At 61.4% G+C, this 20,942-nt stretch carries 15 protein-coding genes; 5 read left to right on the forward strand and 10 right to left on the reverse strand.

The window, feature by feature from the left end; genetic code table 11:
- Positions 1 to 10 precede the first annotated feature (10 nt).
- Together ACWJJK_RS05980 and ACWJJK_RS05985 are read left to right on the forward strand one after the other, a co-directional pair.
- Positions 11 to 1,354, forward strand: coding sequence for a diguanylate cyclase (locus ACWJJK_RS05980; RefSeq protein WP_086134558.1), 1,344 nt, complete (start codon positions 11 to 13; stop codon positions 1,352 to 1,354).
- 66 nt (positions 1,355 to 1,420) lie between these two features.
- The gene (locus ACWJJK_RS05985) at positions 1,421 to 3,592 is read left to right on the forward strand and encodes a RelA/SpoT family protein (RefSeq protein ID WP_156880412.1); all 2,172 of its coding nucleotides are present in this window, start codon (positions 1,421 to 1,423) and stop codon (positions 3,590 to 3,592) included.
- Positions 3,593 to 3,930: 338 nt separating this feature from the next.
- Here ACWJJK_RS05985 and ACWJJK_RS05990 read toward each other — a convergent pair whose 3' ends face one another.
- Both ACWJJK_RS05990 and ACWJJK_RS05995 read right to left on the reverse strand, forming a co-directional pair.
- Complete coding sequence (locus ACWJJK_RS05990; RefSeq protein WP_454128753.1) at positions 3,931 to 5,322, reverse strand: Coenzyme F420 hydrogenase/dehydrogenase, beta subunit C-terminal domain; 1,392 nt, start codon at positions 5,320 to 5,322, stop codon at positions 3,931 to 3,933.
- 3 nt (positions 5,323 to 5,325) lie between these two features.
- On the reverse strand, positions 5,326 to 6,396 hold the full coding sequence (locus ACWJJK_RS05995) for a polysaccharide pyruvyl transferase family protein (RefSeq protein WP_156880414.1): 1,071 nt from the start codon (positions 6,394 to 6,396) through the stop codon (positions 5,326 to 5,328).
- 69 nt (positions 6,397 to 6,465) lie between these two features.
- On the opposite strand from ACWJJK_RS05995, the gene ACWJJK_RS06000 reads away from it, so the two are divergent.
- Positions 6,466 to 8,280: a hypothetical protein gene (locus ACWJJK_RS06000; RefSeq protein ID WP_156880416.1), complete on the forward strand. Its 1,815-nt coding sequence runs from the start codon at positions 6,466 to 6,468 to the stop codon at positions 8,278 to 8,280.
- Here ACWJJK_RS06000 and ACWJJK_RS06005 read toward each other — a convergent pair.
- From ACWJJK_RS06005 to ACWJJK_RS06025, 5 genes are all read right to left on the reverse strand, one after another.
- Complete coding sequence (locus tag ACWJJK_RS06005) at positions 8,277 to 8,888, reverse strand: histidine phosphatase family protein (protein ID WP_434132542.1); 612 nt, start codon at positions 8,886 to 8,888, stop codon at positions 8,277 to 8,279. The two genes, ACWJJK_RS06000 and ACWJJK_RS06005, sit on opposite strands and share 4 nt — an antisense overlap.
- Positions 8,888 to 9,775 carry a glycosyl hydrolase gene (locus tag ACWJJK_RS06010; RefSeq protein ID WP_143735073.1) on the reverse strand — a complete coding sequence of 296 codons (888 nt, stop codon included), beginning with the start codon at positions 9,773 to 9,775 and terminating at the stop codon, positions 8,888 to 8,890. The genes ACWJJK_RS06005 and ACWJJK_RS06010 overlap by 1 nt, the downstream gene beginning before the upstream one ends.
- A 348-nt stretch (positions 9,776 to 10,123) precedes the next feature.
- The gene (locus ACWJJK_RS06015; RefSeq protein ID WP_077728872.1) at positions 10,124 to 10,921 is read right to left on the reverse strand and encodes a TIGR04290 family methyltransferase; all 798 of its coding nucleotides are present in this window, start codon (positions 10,919 to 10,921) and stop codon (positions 10,124 to 10,126) included.
- A 10-nt stretch (positions 10,922 to 10,931) separates the two neighbouring features.
- Positions 10,932 to 12,017, reverse strand: a complete 1,086-nt coding sequence (locus ACWJJK_RS06020; protein WP_077728873.1) for an inositol-3-phosphate synthase — start codon at positions 12,015 to 12,017, stop codon at positions 10,932 to 10,934.
- A gap of 285 nt (positions 12,018 to 12,302) precedes the next feature.
- Entirely contained in the window at positions 12,303 to 15,197 is a 2,895-nt protein-coding gene (locus ACWJJK_RS06025; RefSeq protein ID WP_156880420.1) for a proline dehydrogenase family protein, read from the reverse strand.
- A gap of 176 nt (positions 15,198 to 15,373) precedes the next feature.
- Between ACWJJK_RS06025 and rocD the strand changes: the two genes are divergently transcribed.
- Positions 15,374 to 17,473 carry an ornithine--oxo-acid transaminase gene (rocD, locus tag ACWJJK_RS06030; RefSeq protein ID WP_454128754.1) on the forward strand — a complete coding sequence of 700 codons (2,100 nt, stop codon included), beginning with the start codon at positions 15,374 to 15,376 and terminating at the stop codon, positions 17,471 to 17,473.
- Positions 17,474 to 17,529: 56 nt separating this feature from the next.
- Positions 17,530 to 17,814 (forward strand): hypothetical protein, encoded by a 285-nt coding sequence (locus ACWJJK_RS06035; RefSeq protein WP_210023861.1) that lies wholly within the window; start codon positions 17,530 to 17,532, stop codon positions 17,812 to 17,814.
- A 36-nt stretch (positions 17,815 to 17,850) separates the two neighbouring features.
- Here the strand turns inward: ACWJJK_RS06035 and ACWJJK_RS06040 are convergent, their stop codons facing one another.
- The 3 genes from ACWJJK_RS06040 to ACWJJK_RS06050 are packed head-to-tail and all read right to left on the reverse strand — an operon-like array spanning position 17,851 to position 20,821.
- Positions 17,851 to 18,684: a carbohydrate ABC transporter permease gene (locus tag ACWJJK_RS06040; RefSeq protein WP_240502409.1), complete on the reverse strand. Its 834-nt coding sequence runs from the start codon at positions 18,682 to 18,684 to the stop codon at positions 17,851 to 17,853.
- 2 nt (positions 18,685 to 18,686) lie between these two features.
- A complete protein-coding gene (locus ACWJJK_RS06045) occupies positions 18,687 to 19,571 on the reverse strand; it encodes a carbohydrate ABC transporter permease (RefSeq protein WP_077728877.1) in 885 nt (294 codons plus the stop codon).
- Entirely contained in the window at positions 19,568 to 20,821 is a 1,254-nt protein-coding gene (locus ACWJJK_RS06050) for a sugar ABC transporter substrate-binding protein (protein ID WP_210023862.1), read from the reverse strand. Before ACWJJK_RS06050 ends, ACWJJK_RS06045 begins: the two co-directional genes overlap by 4 nt.
- Positions 20,822 to 20,942: the final 121 nt, after the last annotated feature.

Here is a 20,942-nt window from a genome sequence, read left to right on the forward strand (position 1 = left end):
CGTTAATCAGATGTGTGCCCCACAGGATTTTGTGCTGAATTCCGAGTTTCCAAATCCCATTCCCGATTGGAGCGACCAAATTCCTGTTCCGCTCGTTACTATTCGACTGGCCGATCAAAAGCTGCTTTTTCTCAATCGCCCGGCTCGCGAACTTTTCGGCGATACCGTCAAACCCGGACTCGATGCGTCGGTGCTGTTCGACGACCCTAATGCTCTGCGGCAGTTGCTCGAATCGGTGTGCTCTGACAAGAAGACGGTCCGTTCGGAGGCGCTTCTTAAGAACGCGTCGAACAAACACCATAAGTATTCGATCGACGCAAGCGCGGCCGAGCTGGACGGCGAGCCTATCGCCGTGTTGTCCTTGATCGATGTGCCCGCCTATATACCCCAGCCGGAAGAAGCCGAGTTTCGTTCCAACATCGCTTTGTGGCGGGGGGTGTTCGACCAGGCGGCCGTCGGGATCGCTTTGTTGGATACGAATTTTCGGTTTATCGAGGTGAATCGGCGTTGGTTGGAACTGTTCGGATACACCGCCGACGAAATGAGCGCGTTATCTCCGAGCGATCTCATTTCCTCGGAAGACAGTTTCGTATCGCGCGAACGAGCCGAGGCGCTTTTGGGCGGTGAAGTCGACCAATACCGGGGAGAGAAGCGTTTGGTCCGAAAGGACGGAAGCGTATTCTGGGGCGATTTGTCCGCGAGCATGCTGCGGGACGGGAAAGATACGGTATCCGTGATTTTAACTTTTCTGATCGACATTACCGATCGCAAGCTGGCGGAAGATAAATTGCAGGCCAGCAACGAGCGGCTCGAAGCGCAATTGGCCGAGAACCGGATATTGCAGGAAAAACTGAGAGATTTGGCGGTACGCGATCCGCTGACGTCGCTGTTCAACCGGCGGTACATGGAAGAGACCCTGAGGCGCGAGTTGTCACGATCGGCCCGGGAAGATCAGCCGCTCAGTCTGGTCATGATCGACATCGACCATTTCAAGCAACTCAACGACACTTATGGTCATCCGGCGGGGGATCTGGTCCTGAAGGAACTGGCAGCACTGTTGCTGCGCCACCTGCGCAGCGAGGACATCGTCTGCCGCTTCGGCGGCGAGGAATTCGTGGCCATTCTGCCGGGCGCTCCGTTGTTGACGGCGGCTCAGCGAGCCGAATCCTGGCGTTTGGCGTTTCAGGAATTACACATCGTTTATGAAGACCAAGTATTAACCAGCACGCTCTCGATGGGGATCGCGGAATATCCTCGTCATGGCGCGACCAGCGAGGACCTTCTGTTCCAGGCCGATAGTGCGATGTACATGGCCAAGCGTGCGGGAGGCAATCGGGTGATGGTCTGGGGTTGAGTAGTCTTTGGCGCTGGTGCGCCGTTTGCTTGTCTTGCTCGACCTTGTGTGTTTATACGGATTTTCATGAAGCATTCTCTGTCTCGCTCCGATATCTCTTCTCACGCTATCGATGACTTGGAGGCGCGGCTGATGGCTGCTGCCGGCGGGGCCGAACGCGGCAAGATCGCCGAGGCCCTGAACCTCGCCCGCAGGGCGCGGGATCAAGATACGATCGTCAGGCCGCGCGGCATCGACGTCGCGGATATTCTCCTCGGGATCAAGGCCGATGGGCTCACGCTGCAGGTTGCGCTGCTGAGCGATCCTTATCTCCGCGATACGCTCAAGGAAGCCGACATCAAGGCCCAATTCGGGGAGACCGTCGCCGATTTGGTGCAGAAGGTCAATTGGCTCAACACCTTCGACGAATACCGTCCGACCGAAATCAAGGAGCCCGCCCAGGCGGAACTCTTGCGCCGCATGCTTTTATCGGTGGTCAACGACGTGCGTGCGGTGCTGGTCAAGCTCGCCTATCGTCTGCAGCGCTTGCGGCTGCTCAAGAATCAGGACGGCGAGTTGCGCCAAAGGATCGCCATGGAAACCCTGGACGTGTTCGCGCCCCTGGCGAACCGGCTGGGCGTGGGGCAGCTCAAGTGGGAGCTGGAGGATCTCGCTTTTCGCTATCTAAACCCCGACAAATACCGCGATCTTGCCAACCAGTTGGCGACCAACCGCGCCACGCGGGAAGCTTTCGTCGGTCAATTCATCGAGATACTGCGGCAGGAATTGGAAGCGAACCATATCCACGCCAAGGTTTACGGCCGTCCCAAGCACATCTACAGCATTTATCGGAAGACGCAGCGCAAGGAGCTGGACCTGGAGGAGCTGTATGACCTGCACGCCGTAAGGGTCATCGTCGACGATGTTGCGACCTGTTATGCGGTGCTCGGTCTGGTGCACGGCCGCTGGCTCCACGTTCCCAAGGAGTTCGACGATTACATCGCCAACCCCAAGGAAAACGGCTATCAATCGCTGCACACGGTAGTGATCGGACCCGAAGGCCGGCCGGTCGAAGTTCAGATTCGCACCCAGGCCATGCACGATTTCGCCGAATACGGTGTCGCGGCTCACTGGCGATATAAGGAAGGCGGCAAGCAGGACGCGGTTCTCGATCGCAGCATCAATGCCCTGCGCCGCCTGCTGGAAAGCAGGGACGACGATCAGTCGATGCTGGAGGATTTCCGCGCCGAACTGTTCGAGGACCAGATCTTCGTGCTGACGCCGAAAGGGCAGGTGGTCCGGTTGAGCAAAGGAGCGACGCCGCTGGATTTCGCCTATCACATCCACACCGAGGTGGGGCACCGCTGCCGCGGCGCGAAGGTCAACGGACGTATCGTGCCGTTGACCTATTCGCTCAAGTCCGGCGAAAAGGTCGAAATTCTCACCGCCAAGCACGGCGGCCCGAGCCTCGGGTGGCTGGATCCGCACCTGGGTTATGTCAGGACCGGCCACGCGCGTACCAAGATCCGCCAATGGTTCAAGCAGCAGGATCATGAAAAGCATCTTCGCGCCGGGAAATCCATTCTGGACCGGGAGCGGCAGAAGCTGGGCATCAAGGACGTCGATCTGGACGAGCTGGCACGGCATTTCCATTTGCCGCGCGGGGACGATCTGCTGCTGGCCGTCGGCCGCGCCGACATCGCTCCGGCCCAGCTGGCCAACGCCTTGAAGCTTCCGGAATGGCAGCCGAACGTTCCGGCGGCTCCCCCGGCGAAAAAACCCTTGCCGCCGGCGACGGGCAAGGCATCGGAAGAGGTGACCATCCAGGGAGTCCGCAACCTTCTGACCTATTTCGCCCATTGCTGCGAGCCCAAGCCCGGCGATCGGATCATCGGTTATGTGACGGTGGGCAAGGGCGTCGCCATCCATCGCCAGGATTGCGACAACATCATTCAGTTGCCGCCCCGCAAGATGAGCCGTCTGATCGACGTGGCCTGGGGTACGGAGCCGGAAGCGTTCCCGGTGGAGCTCGAAGTCAAGGCGCTGGATCGAAAGGGGCTGCTCAAGGACATCACCCATATTCTGGCGCACGAACATATCAATATCGTGCGCACCCACAGCGAGACCAACGGGGACGATCAGTCGGTCGTCATGAGGATCACGGCCGAGGTATCGGACCCCGGACAGCTCAGCTCGGTGCTGGACAAGATCGGCCAGGTGCACAACGTGTTCAGCGCCAGGCGCTTGCAGCACGGGTGAGGGGTTGTGATTTCTTTTCGCATTAGTCGCTTTGGTAAAAGGTGCCGCTGATCGCGGCGACTGCTTTGGAGCGGGTCTCGCCCCGCTGGCGAGTTACTTTTCTTTGCTTGCCCAAAGAAAAGTAACCCAAAGAAAGGGCACCCGGATGGCGCGCTGATCCTGCGCTTCGCCGCCTTGATCCGGGGGCGACAAAAGGCACGTCCGTGTGCCTTTGTCGCCGCACGCGATCCCTCGCGTGCCCCTTCGGGCGGTTCCGACTCAAGCCGGCGATGCTCGGGCGCGCCATAACGGGAAAAAAACAGAAGACCGAAATGTTCTATACGTAATACGTAGTCTCCTTAGTGTTGCCCCCATCGGTCGATCATTGCGCCAAGCCAGCCCCGGGAATAGGCCAAACCGTGATAGATCGCCAACGCCAGACGCGCCCAGCGGATATAGAGCCCCGGCCGCCGGATCAAACGGGCGAACCGGAATACCGGATGGCTCCAGGCCGTGATCAGGCTGCGAAACCGGTAAATCAGTTTTCTTCGGGCGGATAGGCCTCGGGAATCCGGCGGTACACGCTTGCTCGGCTTCACGCCGGGACGCCGCCAACTCAGTCGATAGGCGAGACCCTCCCGGCGCTGCCGAAAACCCGCGGCCTGGGTTTGTTCGACGAACCGGGCGTCGACCGGCGTCAGGTGCAGCCGGCCTTGTTCGAACCCGGTCGTCACGAGCCGTTCCATTTCCGGCGAGCGGACGATGACCACATTCGTGCCGCGCCCGTCGGATGAATAAGGTTCCACCCAGGCATCGCCGAAGGCGATGTCGGCCGTTTCCGCGACCACGTCGTCGCAGGCGTTGCAGGCCGAGTTCTGAAAAAAACCGGCGCCCCAGTCGCCGTCCGCCAGATGCCACCAGTCCTTCTGTACCACTTGCCCGTTCCTGAGCGTCAATTGAGCGGTGTACCAGTTCGCCGGACGATCGGGATCTTTGCGGCGGAATTCGACACCTTGAACGTCGTCTACCGGGACACCCATTTGCCAGGCGAAGCTTTCCACGAAACGGGCACTCTTCATGTGGCCGCAGAATAGCCCTAAGGTGAACCGAATGCGTTCGCGAAACACGGGATCGTCGCGGCGGAGGAGTTGTACCGCCTTGATGAAACAGGGGACTCCGACCACGGCATAGCGTCCCGGATTCGCCCGGATGATTCCGAGCACGTCCGATAATTCCACCGGATAATAGCGCGACTTCGCGCCAGCCAGGATTTCGTCCTCGGTGCGCGAGATCCGATAACGGAAGAACAGCCCGTCGCGCTTCGGGTCCGTGGCCGCGACATGCGCCGCGCCGTCGATCCGGCCGGTACGCAGCAGTTCCGCCAAAACCCAGCTGACCATGCCGCCCGAGCTTCCACGCTCGCGGAACTCCTTTTCGGCCACGTAACCCACGTGGGCGGTTCGAAAACGTCCCACGGCGGAATCGTGCCGGCCGGCATCCGGAAAAAGCTGCTCGGCCAGCTCGTTCTCGTCCCTTGCACCAGGCGAAAACGGGCAGATTCGCGCGAACTCCGAGGATCTGCGATGCAGCCATTCGGGAGACCCTGTCGGCTTATATTGCCCGTACCGGTCCAGTTCCATCCGCGAGGCGAAGGCATTCGCCCGTGCCACGCAACTGCCGCAGCCGATGCAGAGATCAGAACTCACGATGTCCCGCGGACTGAAGGTCTGTCGATCGGCTGGGGTCGGCATCGGTCAATCCAATGCGTGATCGAGAAAGTCGTTCGACTGTCGACGGAGCCGATCGACCCGGTCGAGTATCCGGGAATCCAACGGTTCGCTCAGGCAGACGTCGTAGGTGGTCGCCGTCGTATCTTCCGATAGTAGACGCTTTTCTCCGCCGATCATGGCCATCAAGTTTTCGATCTTGGTGGACCGGTACGGGGAGCGCTCGGAGACGAAAGGTTTGGCATGGCGGAGGGCAAAAATACAGCCGTGGAAGAAGTTGGTCGCTACCGCTTCCGCACGGGCCATGGCATGGGCGAAATCCTGCGGACCGGCGGTGATCCATTGCTGATCGGCCCAGTCGTTCCGATAGCCCAGGCTGACCAGCGGATAGCCGCGGAATCTGGCCCAGCGCCTAAGCTTCCGGCCGAATGCCTCGGAGAAGTTGTGCCCATAGACCGCCACGAAAGGCCGATCCGGTCCGCGCCAGACTCCTTCCGGTATCGGCATGAACTGAAGACAGGGGTCGAGCACCAATGCCGGTTCGAAGCCGAGCGCGTTTTGGATAATGGCGCGGGAGTTGTCGTCGCGAACCGAAATGGCCTCGAACCTGCGCAGTCGATCCACCCAAGCCGGTTCGAGTTCTTGAGAAGCGTCGTAATTGCCGAAACTGGCGCCATAGGAAACCAGCCGCGCCCCGACGCCGGCGCCGAAGAACAGCGGACATCCGCCATACCAGGGGTGTCTCAGATTCCACACTTCGTCGCTGCCGACGATCACCCGATCGAAGCTTTCCAGATTGCTCGCATGTTCGAGGTTGAAGCGCGGCGAACGCGGCAGCTTGGAAATGGCACGGAGAAACTTGAGGAGCTTCAAGCCGTAGAGCAGGTAGTCCATGCTTGGAACCGACGTCGGCAGGACAGGGCGGAGTGCGCACGTCCATTCGGCGCGTTTGATCCGCCAGGCATCGTGATCCAGGATCACGGCCTCGTGCCCGCGCGAGCGTAGTTCCTCCACCAGGCAACGCGCTTGCCAGTAGCTGCCGTAATTGATGCAGCGGTGAAAGGTCAGGATTCCCATCCTTGGCTTAGGATTCCCCATAGCGTTCCGTTCCTGCTTTAACGATTAGATGGCGCGCGAAAAGCGATGTGCGGCACGGTCCAAGAAAATATGATTGTTTATGGCGACCCAAGCTACGAAGAGCCTGTTACCGCCACGCTCGGCCGGGTTCGGCAATGGGCCGACCGTGCGAGCGGCCATGCGCCGGATCGAACGGATTCGTCGGCAAAGGATTGCCGACCTACCGATCTATGCCGCCGAGTAGGTCGGGAATCCTTTCCCGACGCAATGGATGGGCAAGCGGATACGGCGCCACAGTATGCGGCGGGCGAAGGACGGGACGCCCGCCGAAGGCTGCTGATCGACGCGGGACAACTGGAGCAAGCCCTGGCCGACCGGGTGGAAAACGACACGCTCGTAGAACGCATCATGAGCGTCACCGATCTCGCCGCCGACGCGTTTCTCCACGATTCCGATCTCGGGCCACTCCAAGAAGCGCTCGCCCAACTCGAACTGCCGGCGGACTTGACGGTGCGCGTCAAAGTGCCGGAAGGATTTGCATTCTACGCGCTCTATCCGGAGCAATACGCCCAAGCCGCGAGATTATGGGTTCGCAATCATGCGGATTCCGATTCGCGGCGGGCGGTGGTGGTCGGCATTCGCAGCATCGGGACCAGTCTTTCGGCGGTGGTGGCGCGGGAGCTGGCTCAAGCCGGATGGAACGTGCGACGGCTGACGGTCAGGCCGTCGGGGCACCCGTATGCGCGGCGCGCGGCGATTCCTCGCGAGGCGGTTCAAGGAGCGGTTTTCGGATTGGTCGTCGACGAAGGACCCGGGCTATCCGGCTCGTCGATGGCGGCCGCGGCTCAAGCGCTGGTCGAAGCGGGACTCGATCGATCCGGAATCGGCTTTTTTCCGGGACATGACCGCGGCCCCGGAAACGCCGGAACCGAAGACGTGCGGAGGTGGTGGAGCGATACGCCGAGGTATGTCGTCGGGCCGAGCGAAATGGCTTGGCAAGGCCGGCCGCTAGCGGAAGAGCTGGCATATCGCAGCGGCCCGGCCGTTCGGGTGGACGATCTGAGCGGCGGGATGTGGCGGCATGCCGTCTATCGGCATGAGCAGGAATGGCCGGCGGCGTTCGTCGCATTCGAGCGGGCCAAATATCGGGTGGTGCGGCGTGACGGCTCGTCGGTGCTGTGGAAATTCGAAGGACTGGCCGGCGGGGCGGAGGCGGTCAGGGATAGCATGGCATGGCTGGCTCAACGCGGATGGACCCTGGCTCCTCTGGATTCCGCCCACGGTTTCGTGGCGAGGCTCTGGATCGAAGGCAAGCCGCTTCAAATAGATCAATGCAATACCGCTGTTCTGGATCGAATCGGGCGCTACATCGTCGATGCGGCCGGTACCGCGCTTTCGATTTCCGAGCAAAGGACATCGCTGGAGCGGCTCAAAGAGATGTTGTACTGGAACACTCGGGAAAGTCTGGGAGAGGCCTTGGCAACGCGTACGCTACGGTGGAACGGGTTGGTCCCGGAGCATCCATGGCCAGCCTACGGCGATGGGCGGCTGGCACCCGAGGAGTGGATACGCTCGATCGACGGGAGGCTGATCAAGGTCGATTGCGCCGGGCATTCGACGGATCATACGGTAATCGGACGTCAGCCCCTGATTTGGGACTTGGCGGGCGCGACGGTCGAATGGCGGCTCGATAGCGAAACCGTCCGGCCTTTGCTGAGTGCGTTCGCCGATGCGGGCGGCGAGTTGCCTACACCGGGGACGCTGGCCTTTTACTGCGCGGCCTATGCCGCGTTTCGCTTGGGACAGTGCGCGATCTGCGCCGGCATGAGCGATCCGAGCGAGCAGCGGCGGCTCCTTCGCGCCGGCGATTTCTACGAGTCGCAACTGTTTCGAATTCTCGCTTAGTAAGGCATGGGTAATTCGCTGCCCGTATTGTTGACGCAAAGCACCCACGGGCCATGGTCGAAGATGGCGACGATGCTGACCGAGGCCAGTCCGATCTCGATGCGGCTGAAAAGATCCAAAGGCACGCCCAGAAAATAGGCGAGAGCGGCTTTGATCACGTCGCCGTGGCTCACCAGGGCGATGCAGTCGTCCGGGTGTTTTTCGCGCAGGCGGAGCATTTCGCCGACGATGCGGGCTTGCGTCTCGACCATCGCTTCGCCGTTGGGGACGCGTGTCCCGCTGCGAAAACTATTCCATCGGCCAAAGGTTTCCAGACGGCGGAGATCTTCGAGCTTCCTTCCGGTCCAGTCGCCGAGATCGATCTCGTGGAGGGTTTCGAGGGGTTGAACCGGCAGGCCGAGCCGTTCGGACAAGAATTCGGCCGTCTCGCGGGTTCGGTCGGCCGGGCTCGAGTAGAGAGCGGAAACCGGTAGACCGGCGACGCGTCCTGCCATCTCGGCGGCCTGGTCCCGGCCGAGTTCGCTGAGGTGCACGCCCGGCGCTCGGCCGGCGATGGTGTCGCCGCCCAAGAGATGCGCACCGTGGCGAATCAGCAGAAACGTGGTCATCACGCGTAGCGCCGGGTCATTTCGACGCAGAATTCGGCGAATTCCTCCACGCGTTGCGGCGGGCTGGTGTGGTGGGCGTTGATGCCGCGGTGCTCGGGGGTGAAGCAGTAGGTTACGGTTACCCGGAAGGGTTCGAGCGCCCGCATCTGCCGGTCGAACCAATCGAGTGCGTTCGGCCGAAAACGGTCGGCCCAGCTCAGGCCGGTACGGAGATAGGTGACGCCCAAATCTTTCATGATTCGCACCGCATCGTCGAGCCGGTGGTCCTCGAAATGAAACCACTGGCACAGGCCCATTTCCGGCGCATACTCGTAGAAATGCCGAAAAGCGCGTTTGGGCATGCCGTCTTCCCGCAGCAGGCCCATGTAGAAATGGCGGTAATAGGACGAGCCTTCGGCCTCGCGGTGACGGGTCGTGGCGGGCCAGGCTCTGGGCAGGTCGTAAAGGCTGTACCAGTGAATCCGCGGCGCTTGCTCCAGCAGCAGTTCCGCGGTTCGCTTGAGCCCGAATTCCTGTACTTCCTCGGCGCCGAAGCTGGAGACGCCGACCTCGGAAATCCAGATGGGCTTGTCGTCGACGACGCTGTGAATTTCGTTTAGCTTGTCGGGCCATTCGTGAATCTGCCAGTGGTTCCAGTCCAGCGGAAACCCGTGGACGGCCACGGCATCCATGCGCGGAATGACGCCGTAGTTTTTCATCCGTTCCATGAACAAGGGATCGATGGGAGAGATGCCCCCGAGGACGACCGGGAGTTTCGGATGTTCCTCGTGCAGGGCATCGGCCGTGAGATTCACCATTTCGGCGAAAAGACTCCAGTCCTGGTCGATCTCGAAATCCCAGTGGGATTTATTGTTGGGTTCGTTCCAGAGCATCACTGCTTCGATCATGATTTCCCTCCGCAAAGCTGTAGCGGGTCGCAAAAGCCTCGTTCCTTTTGGGGTGTCGCAAACGGTCGTCTTGGGAGCGCTAGGGCGAGCCTTCCCGACGCCATCGGTCGGCCAAGTGGAGCCGTCGGCGAGGGATTGCCGCCCTGCAACCGTGCCACTGTGTAGGTCGGGAATCCTTTCCAATCGCAAACGGCCTGGCCGGGAGCGCCGGCCAGCCCCTTCCCGACGCAATGCCCCATCCAGCGGATTCATCCGCCAGGGACGGCCGACCGACGATTTTTCGCCGGCGACTTTTCGTAGGCTCGAAAGGTATACCGTTCCCGGCAAACCGCCAATGCTTATTCCGGCCTACGGTTTTCTCCCGCGACAGGGATAGACCGCCCGATGATCCCAGTCTTCCAGGTTCAGTTCGGTCCTGCGGCAGACGTAGACCTCCTCCTCCGGACGGTCGAGGATATCGAAGCCCGCGCTGCGCAGCATCGCTTCGGTGCCGGCGCGGTTGGGAATCCACCAGTTGGTGGGATCGCCGGAATAGCGGTGTTCTATGAAATGCATCCTGGGAAAACCTGGCCGGTCGAAGACATCCCGTTCCTCGAAGCCGTAGTCCCGTCCTACCGCCTCGATCTCCGGGCTGCCGCGCTGCATGGACTGGAACAGCAGCAGGTCGCGGGCGACGTGTTCGTGGATCAGGTCCAGCGCCAGCAAGGGGTGGCGCAGGTGATAGAACACGCCCATGAAGATCACCAGACCGAAGGTTTCGCCGAGGTCGGCGATGTCGTAGACGGACAGCCGGCGAAATTCGATGTCGAGCCCTTTGACCTCGGCCGCGAAGCGGGCCTGGGCCAGATAAGCCTCGTCCGAGTCGATGCCGACGACCCGCTCGGCACCGCGCTTTTTCATCTCGATGGCGTAGAAACCCGCGTTGCAGCCGATGTCGAGCACCGATCGGCCGCTCAAATCGGCGGGAAGCGCGTCGGCGAATTGCCGCCACTTGACGGCGGGATAATCTCCGAGGAAATGATCGGGAGCGGTATGTACGCCGTCGAGGTCGAGATTGTGGAACCATTCGCCGAGCTCGCGGACGCGCCGCTCGATGCGGTCGCGGGTCCAGACGGTGGTCCCGTCCGTTTCGGTGGGTTCGATCATGGCGACTCCGTCAACGCGGCGCCTTGCCGCGTATGAATGCCTCCGTACGGGCACGGGCTTCGGCATCGGTGAACTGTTCGGGCGGGGATTTCATGAACCAGGCGGCCGGTCCGATCAGCGCTCCGCCGATGCCCCGATCGAGCGCCAGCTTGACGCAGCGCACCGCATCGATGACCACGCCGGCGGAGTTGGGCGAATCCCAGACTTCCAGCTTGAGTTCGCCGTGCAGCGGCACGTTGCCGAAGGTCGTGCCTTCCAGCCGGATGTAGCAGAACTTGCGGTCGGTGAGCCAGGGCACGTAGTCGCTGGGGCCGACGTGGGCCTCGGCGTCGGACAGGGCATGGTCGAGCTGGCTGGTCACGGCGCGGGTCTTGGAGAGCTTCTTGGACTCCAGCCGTTCCCGTTCGAGCATATTCAAAAAGTCCGTGTTGCCGCCGAAATTGAGCTGATAGGTGCGGTCCAGCCGGACGCCGCGCTCGCGGAAGAGATTCGCCAGCACCCGGTGGACGATGGTGGCGCCCACCTGCGATTTGATGTCGTCGCCGATGAGAGGAAGGTTTTTTTCCTCGAAACGCTTGCGCCAGCGGAGGTTCGAGGCGATGAACACGGGAATGCAGTTGACCATGCCGCAGTCCGCTTCGAGAGCCTGCTCGGCATAGAACTCGGTAGCCTTTTGGGCGCCGACGGGAAGATAGGAGACGACCACGTCGGTGGCGGTATCGCGGAGCACCTGGGCAATATCTGAGGGCGGATCGGGCGATTCCTCGATGACTTCCCGGAGATACTTGCCGAGGCCGTCGAGCGTGATGCCGCGGCGGACTTCGACGCCGATTTCGGGAACTTCGCAGAACCGGTATGTGTTGTTCGGCTCCGCGAAAATGGCTTCGGACAGGTCCTTGCCGACCTTGCTCACATTGATGTCGAAGGCGGCGGAAAACTCGATATCGGAAATGTGATAGCCGCCGAGGTTGACGTGCATCAGGCCAGGGACGGCATCGCCGTTCTTCGCCTTGCGGTAGAACTCGACGCCCTGGACCAGCGAGGATGCACAATTGCCTACGCCGACGATGGCGATCCTTACCTTCTTGCGATGCATACTCTCTCCTTGAGCATGTCTGGCAGATCGGGAGCGGCCTACGAGACCGTCCGGTTATGGCCGCGGTTTCCTCCCTGGAATAGGCGCAGGGACGGCATTCATTGCCGGAAGCGCCGGAGGAAAGTAGATCCCGATTCGAATATATTTTTCGAGATTAATTTTTGCAAGAAGTTTCGCGGCGTACGGCGGGTTTCACTCCGTTAACCCACCCTACGAGCTGGGTAGGGCGGGTTACGCGAGTACGCTAACCCGCCCTACAACCTTCGTCGGGAACGGATTCCCGACCTACTCGATGTTTGGAACGAAACCGTGCCTCAGCGTGTTCTCGCTCACCACCCGAGTCCACAGAAACTGCTTGAGATAGTCGGGGCCGCCGGCCTGTACGCCGGTTCCCGAAAGCCGGGTGCCGCCGAAGGGCTGTACGCCGACGCGCGCGCCGGTGGTGCGGCGGTTGAGATACAAATTGCCGACGCGATACCGTTCCCGCGCGAGATCGAGATGTTCCGGAAGGCGCGAAAAAACGCCGCCGGTCAGAGCGTAGTCCGATTCCAGCGCCAGCGTGAGCGCGGCCTCGAAGGTGGGCGCGCGCAGCACGGCCAGCACGGGGCCGAAGATTTCCTCCCGCGCTAAACGGTGATGGGACTCGATGCCGGTGATTATGGCGGGCGGACAATAGAAACCGTCCGCGGGAACGCGTCCGAGATAATGAAGGCGACCCTCGGTCCGGCCGAGCTCGATATAGCTCATGGCCTTCTGCTGCGCATCGCGGGTGATCATCGGTCCGAAAAGAAATGCCGGATCTTCGGGCGGACCGTAGTCGTAGCTGTCGAGGGTTTCCGTCAGCCGTTTCACCAGCCGGTCGTGAACCCGGCCGACGGCGATGAGACGGGAGCAGGCCGAGCATTTCTGGCCCTGGTAGCCGAACGCGGAGTACAGGGTTTGGGCGACCGCTTCGTCCAGATCGGCGTCCTCGTCGACGATGATCGCGTTCTTGCCGCCCATTTCGCAGACCACCTGCTTGATGTACCGTTGCTCCGGCGCGAGCGTGTGCGCCTCCCGAAGAATCTCCAGGCCCACCGTCTTGGAGCCGGTAAATGCAATGACATGCACGTCCGGATGCTTGACCAGATACCGCCCGACCGTTGCGCCGCTCCCCGGCAGGAGCTGGCACACGCCGGGCGGAAAACCGGCTTGGTCGAGGACGGACTTGAATCCGTGGGCGACGAGATTGGCGGGTGTCGCCGGCTTCACGATAGCGGTATTGCCGGCGACCAGCGCCGCCGCGGTCATGCCGGTGAGAATCGCCAGAGGGAAATTCCAGGGCGGAATCACGGCGGCGACGCCGCGCGGCTCGTAGCGAAGATGATTCGGCTCGCCGGGAAAGCAGCGGGTGGGCCGCCAACCGGCCAGTTGCTCCATCCGGTAGGGGTAATAGCGCAAGTAGTCGACGGCTTCCGCCACGTCCGCGTCGGCCTCGCGCCAATTCTTTCCCGTTTCCAGAACCTGCCAGGCGGCCAGTTCGCCGCGGCGAGCGTCCATGATGTCCGCCGCCCGCCGGCACAGCGCGACCCGAGCGGCGGCGGGCGTGTCGCGCCAGCCGGGGAATGCGCGGTACGCATTGCGGACGGCGCGCTCGGCATGGGTGACATCGGCAACCGCCACATGTCCCAGAATCTCGGACGGTCGCGCCGGATTTCTCGATACTTCCAGCTCCGCGCCCTGCGGCGGAACGCCGGCCATGTCCAGCGGGTAGGTCGCGCCCAGTTTCGTACGCACCGCCGCCAGCGACCTTCGGAATTCCTGGCGAACCCGGTCGTGGCTGAAGTCCTTTAACGGGGCATTGAGAAAGGCGGGAGAAAGTGTTTCGGTTCCGGGTTCGTGCGGGTCGGGCGCCGCCAGAAGGTCGTCCAAATCGGCGCCTTCGACATAGGTTTGCCGCAGAATGGACGTGTTGGCGGTATTTTCCATCAAGCGCCGGATCAGATAGGCGATGCCCGGAATCAGCTCGCCCGTGGGGAGATAAACCCGGAGCGGGATATCGGATGCGGCGACGGCGTGGCGCAGGGGCTCGGCCATGCCGTACAGCATCTGGACCTCCCAGTCGGCCGTGGAAAGACCTTGCCGGGACGCCGACGCGATGGAGTAGGCGAGACTCCGAAGATTATGGCTGCCCACGGCGGGATAGACAGCATCTGCATGCCGGAACAAGAGATCGAGCAGCGATTCGAACTGGGCGTCGGTAGCCGATTTGTCGAGAAACACCGGCACCGGCCAGTTGCGCTGCTCGGCGAGCGCAACTTCCGTGTCCCAGTACGCGCCTTTGACCAGACGCACGGAAATCCGGCGTTTTTCCCGCTCCGCCCAGTCGATCAGTTCTCGGAGATCGTCCGCGGTCTCCGGAAGATAAGCTTGCAGCGCGATGCCGGGATGCCAGCCGTCATCTCCCTCGCTTTCGACCAGGTCGCGGAACAGGCGGAGCGTCAAGGACTTGAGTTCGTAATGCTCCATGTCCACCGTCATGCCGGCTCCAAGTTCGCGAAGCTTGGCCACCAAGGGCTCCAGCCGGGCGAATACCCGGCGGCGCACGCCGGCGTAGTCGAGCGGATCGAAGTGGGCGGTCAGAGCCGAGAGCTTGACGGAGATATGAATCGGCGGATGTCCGAGCGGCAAGCGGTTCGCCGCCAGAAGGTCCAGCAGCGACAAGTATCGGCCCAGATAAATATCGCATTCCCTTTCGCTCAAGGCAGCTTCGCCCACGGCGTCGACGGTAACGGCCGCGGGTATCCGGGAGATGGTATCCAGCGCTCGGTTCAGGCGATCTTCTTGCTCCTCGACAACGAATTGACGCGCAAGGCGCGACACGGCGCGGCGCAGTGCAAAACCGCTGAAGGAATGGCCCCCCAGCTTGAACATGCGGCCCCACAGTCCCCGAAGCCGATCGGCATGAGGCGCCAGATAGTTCTGAAAATGGCGGGCCAGTTCCCGATCGGTTTCCAGTACCGGCAACACGTCGACGAATTGGAACAGCGCGGCGCGTAAGCCTTCGTCATGCATGGCCCGCATCAACACGCGCCCTCTCAGGCCCCGCGGGTCGAATAAGGACGGCGGCGACTCTCCGGCCAAACGGTAAAGGTTTTCGCCGATGTCGCGGACCCTTCGCTCGAAAGCCGTGTCGTTCATGACCCTACCTCAGAGTTGCCCAACGAATTCGGACCTCACCCGCGATGATAGTTCCATGGCGGAAGCCGCAGCGGGCGTCTCCGACAAGGAACAGAGTGCAGCAAATCGTCTCTAAGGGGAAGTGGCATGAGTGTGATAGATTGGAGGCTATTCCAATGCTTTCCGGATCATCTCTCATGGACGACAAAACCTTAAAACCGATACGACTGATCGGCGTGGCCTTCGACCGCGACGCCGAAACGGGGCCGGAATCCTTGCGCCTTCTGGGCTTGGATCGGAGGCTGAGGAGCCGGGGCGTTCCAGCCAACTGGCAAACGATTCTCCATCCGCACCGAATACTGGACAAGGTGCCCAAGGTGGCGGATCTCTGCGAACGAGCGGCACAGGAAACCGAGAGCGCCCTGAGAGCCGGCGAATTTTTCGCCGTATTGGGGGATGACCATTCTTGTGCCATAGGCTCCTGGACTGGTGCGGCGGCGGCTTTGGCCGAACGAGGCCCTTTGGGGCTGATCTGGATCGACGCCCACATGGACAGCCATGTGCCGGAGACGAGCCCCAGCGGCGCATTGCATGGCATGCCTCTCGCGTGCCTCCTCGGTTTCGGCGAACCGTCTCTGGTGAATTTGGGCGGATTCAGCCCAAAGCTGTTTCCCCGGCATGTTTGCCTGATCGGCGTCCATAGCTTCGAGCCGGCCGAGCAAGCTTTGCTGGAAAGGCTCGGCGTCCGGATCTTCTATTTGGGCGAAGTCCTTCGGCGCGGCCTGAACAATGTCATGGAGGAAGCGTTGTCGATCGTCCAATCCGATACGGCCGGCTTCGGCGTCACCCTCGATCTCGACGCCATCGATCCGAAGGACGCGCCTGGGGTCACGACGCCGGTGGCGGGCGGCATTTCCGGCGAGGAAATGATCAGCGCTTTGGCCATGCTCCAGGGCAACCCGGATTTTCTCGGCATCGAAATCGTGGAATTCGACGCGCCCCGTGATAGGAACCGTGCCACGGTCTATCTGGCCAGCGATCTCTTGCTGGCTGCCGTGGTTCCCGAGCGAACCGCGCGAGCGGAAGACGTTCTGAGCATCACCGAACGCTATGGCGCGCACAACTACGACACCTTGCCGGTGGTTTTGACCCGAGGACAAGGCGTCTACCTTTGGGACGTCGAAGGGAAACGCTATCTGGACATGATGGGCGCCTATTCCGCCGCAAGCCATGGTCATGCCCATCCGCGCCTGATCCGAACCTTGACCGAGCAGGCGAAGCGGCTGGCCATCACCTCGCGGGCCTTTCACAGCGACCGGCTCGCGCCTTTCCTCAAGAGGGCTTGCGAACTGACCGGACAGGACATGGCGCTGCCGATGAACACCGGCGCCGAAGGCGTGGAGACCGCGCTGAAAGCCGCCCGCAAGTGGGCGTATCAAGTCAAGGGCGTGGCTCCCGACAGCGCCGAAATCATCGCCTGTCGAGGCAATTTCCACGGGCGGACCATCGCGATCGTCGGCCTCTCATCCGAGCCCGGCTACCGCGAAGGCTTCGGGCCGTTTCCGCCGGGCTTGAAACTGATTCCGTACGGCGATTCCGCGGCCTTGGCCGATGCGATTACCGAGAACACGGCGGCGTTTCTGGTCGAGCCGGTCCAGGGAGAGGGCGGCATTGTCGTCCCGCCGGCGGGTTATCTCGCCGAATGCGCCCGGATTTGCCGGGAGCGGAAGGTTTTGCTGCTGTGCGACGAGGTTCAGACCGGGCTGGGCCGAACCGGCAAATTCCTGGCTTCCGAGCATGAAGGCGTGAAACCCGACGGCCTGATTCTCGGCAAGGCGTTGGGAGGCGGTCTGCTGCCGGTGTCGGCATTTCTGGCGAGTCGCGAGGTGATGGGCGTTTTCGGCCCGGGCCATCACGGCAGCACCTTCGGCGGCAATCCTCTGGCCGCGGCGGTCGGGCTGGAGGCGCTCAATGTGATCGTCGAGGAAGGGTTGGCCGAGCGCTCGGACGAGCTCGGCGCCTATTTTCTCGAAGGGCTGCGCGCTTTGAGGAGCCCTCTGATTCGCGAGGTCCGCGGCAAAGGTTTGTTCATCGGTCTGGAACTTAACTCAGGTTTCTCCGGCCGCGAGTTCTGTATGAGACTGATGGAACATGGGATTCTGACCCGCGAGACCCATCAAACCGTCATCCGATTCGCACCGCCTCTGGTCATCGAACGCAAGGAAGTCGAGTGGGCGGTGGAGACGCTCGAGACCGTCATTCGAGATCTGGAACGCAATTGTCCCGGCAAGGGGTAAAAGCATGCGGCTCCGGTCTTTGCGCTTTTTCCAATTCCACTTGGAAAACGGTGTTCATGGCCGATCAGTTCAGCGATGTCCACAATGCAGAAGGGCGGGTCAATCCCGATGGAACGCCCAGTCCGAGCGGGCAGTTCGGCAAGATCGAGGACTGCGCCATCGTCAAGCTCGCGGCCACGTATCGGATCAAGCCCTTGAACACCGACGTGTTCGTCAGCGTGAAAAACCTCTTTGACCAGAACTACATCGTGGATCGCACCCGCAGCATATTGCCGGGTTCGCCGAGAGTGGTGCAGGCGGGATTCAAACTAGACTTCCGAGCCTTTCCTGACCGCTCTTAGCCGGTTTGACGCCGCACGAGGGCGTACGGCGCAAGGTCATTCCTTGACGCTTCCCAATACCAGTCCTTCGATGTAGTACTTCTGGAGGACGAGAAACAGGATGATCACCGGCAGCACGGTGAGCACCGAGCCGGCCATCATCAGTTCGGCGTCTTGCACGTGTTCGCCGAGCAGGTTGGCGAGAGCGACCGGCAGCGTGTAAAGATCGCTGTCGGTCAGGATGATGAGCGGCCACATGAAGTCGTTCCAGGTGCCCATGAAGGTGAAGATGGCCAGGGTGACCAGGATCGGCTTGCACAGAGGCAGTACCAGGGTCCGGTAAATCCTGAATTCGCCGGCGCCGTCGATGCGGGCGGCATCCAGCAGGCTGTCCGGAATCGACAGCGCATACTGCCGGATCAGAAAAATGCCGAAAATGCTCGCCATGCCGGGTACGATCACGCCGCTGTAAGTATTCACCAGCCCCATCTCTTTAAGCATCAGGAACAGGGGCAGCATGGCGACCTGCGCCGGAATCACCATGGAGGCCAGAAGCAGACGAAACAGGCGGTCGCGTCCCTTGAACCGCAGCTTGGCGAAGGCGTAGCCCGCCATGGAATTGAGCAGCAGGGAGAGCACGGTGACCGATGTGGCGATCAGCGTGCTGTTCAGGAGATAGGCGGCGAGATTCAAGCGGGAGAACAGCATCCGGTAATGTTCCAGCGTCGGCGCTGCCGGCAGCAGCGGAGGCGGGAACCGGTTCGCCTCGGCCGAAGACATCAAGGACACGGAAACCATCCAGAACAGCGGGAACAGAGTCGCGATCACCGCCGCGATCAGCGCGAGGTGAAGCAGCAGTGTCTTGATCGGTTTTTCGGAAAATACGGCCACTGTCAGATTTCCCGTCGCCTCAATCTCAACTGCAACACTGTCCCCGTCAGAATGATGAGAAACAACGTGAAGGCCACCGCCGCCGCGTAGCCGAGATTCCACCAGCGAAAACCTTCCTGGAACATCAGGAGCGCCACGCTCAGGGTGCTGTTGGCGGGACCGCCCTGGGTCATCACGTAAGGTTCGGCGAAAAGCTGGAAGTAGCCGATCATCGTGATGACGGTGACGAAGACGAAGGTCGGCGCCAGCATGGGCAAGGTGATGTGGCGGAATTGGCGCCAGGTGCTCGCGCCGTCGATCACCGCGGCTTCGTACAAACGGACCGGAATGCTTTGCAGCCCGGCGATGAAGATGATCATGTTGAAGCCGAAATTCTTCCAGATCGCCATCAGGATGATGGCCGGCATGGCCCAGTCGGGGTCGCCCAGCCAGTCGACGGTATCGAGCCCGAGCAGTCCGAGCAGATAATTCAAGAAGCCGTAGCGGGGATGGTAGAGATAGCGCCAGACCACGGCTATCGCCACCAGGGTGGTGACGACCGGCAGGAACAGCAGCGAGCGGAACAGTCCCTTGAACCGGACCAGGCGGTGGTTGACCAAAAGCGCCGCGCCCAGCGACACGGCCACCGACAACGGGCCGCCTACAAGCACGAAATACAGGGTGTTCTTGAGCGCGGTCCAGAACAAGGGGTCGCCGAGCAACCGAAGATAGTTGTCGAGCGCCACAAAGCGCAGCCGTTCGTGGTCGCCGAGGGCGTAGATGTCGAAATCGGTAAAGCTGAGCAGCAGCGACGCCGCGACCGGCAGGAAAAAGAAGACGACGATCAGGATCAAGGCCGGCGCAAGGAACCAGAAGGCGGTATTCGCCGGTAACAGCGGGGTTTTCATGGCGCCCGTTTCCGCAACAGCCAGCGACGCTTTTCGAGAATCCGGTCCACGTCCTTGTCCAGGGCAGCTAAGGCTTGCTCCTCGGTCAATTCGCCGCGCACCGCTTTTTCCGTGTAATGGGCGATTTTGCTGGCGATGCGTTCCCATTCGGGAATTTTCGGCGTGGACACCACCCGCTCCAACTGCGTCTTGAAGGCCTGCGTGCGAGTCGCTGTGGCCAGATCGGGGTGCAGCCAGGCGGAGCGGCGGGCGGGGAGGTCGCCGGTCAGACGGTAAAAGGCAAGCTGTTGTTCGGGTTCGGAGAGAAATTCGATCAGCTTCCAGGCTTGATCTTTACGGCTGGAACTTCGGGCGATCGCGAGACTGGCGCCGCCGGCCAGTGAAACGCCGGGATAACTCTCATCGGGAGCCGGCATCGGCGCGGTGGCCCACCGGCCTTGCATGGACTTCGGAAGCCGGTGTTCGAACTCGACGATATTCCAGGGCCCGGTGACATACATCGCGAAATAGCCGCTGGCGAATTCCTGATAAAGATTGGCGATCTGGGCTTCCGATACGGCGGGTGCATACCCCCGGCGGAAGATGTCGAGATAAAAACGAAAAGCCTGGCGAAAGGCATCGCTCCGGAAATTGCCGAACCGGGCCTCGTCGCGGAGCAGTTCTGACCCCATTTGCAGCGCGAGGATCACCGGGACCTGCCATTCGTTCATGGGCAAGAGCAGCCCGTAGCGGTCTCCACCGGGCAACGCCGCGATTGCCGCCATCGCCGCGAGCCATTCGTTCCAGGTCTTGGGCGGCGCCGAAAAACCGGCCTTGACCAGAATATCGGTACGGTAGAAGAGCAGGCGGGTATCGACATACCAAGGCAGACCGTGAAGCCGTCCGTCGATTTCGTTGGTTTCGATGATGCCCTCGAAATAATCCTCCCGTTGTTGGGCCGTCAGCCTATTGTCAAGACTGTCGACGGCTTTCAGAACGACGAATTCCGGAATCCAGGTATTGCCCAACTGAAAGACATCGGGCATCGCGTCGCCCGCATAGGCGGTCAACAGCTTTTCGTGAGCCGCGCTCCAGGGAATTTGCTGAACCTTGACTTGGAGTTCCGGATGGAGCCGCTCGAATTCGGGCATCAGAGACTGAACCACCTCGCCTTCTTGCCCCATGGCCCAGAATTCGAGAACGGTTTTTTCCCTGTCCCCACCGCACGCGCCAAGCAGGGCGGGCATCAACAAAAAACCGATCAGGCGCACGTAAGGTTTTCCGGCAGGTGTCGAGACACGGTATTCATTGTTTGTTTATTTATCGCGGGAAAACCCCCGGCTCTGCCGCAATGCCATTAAGTTAAGCCGTCATTCCGGCAGGGATTGCCGA

The organism is Methylocaldum gracile (assembly GCF_053646815.1).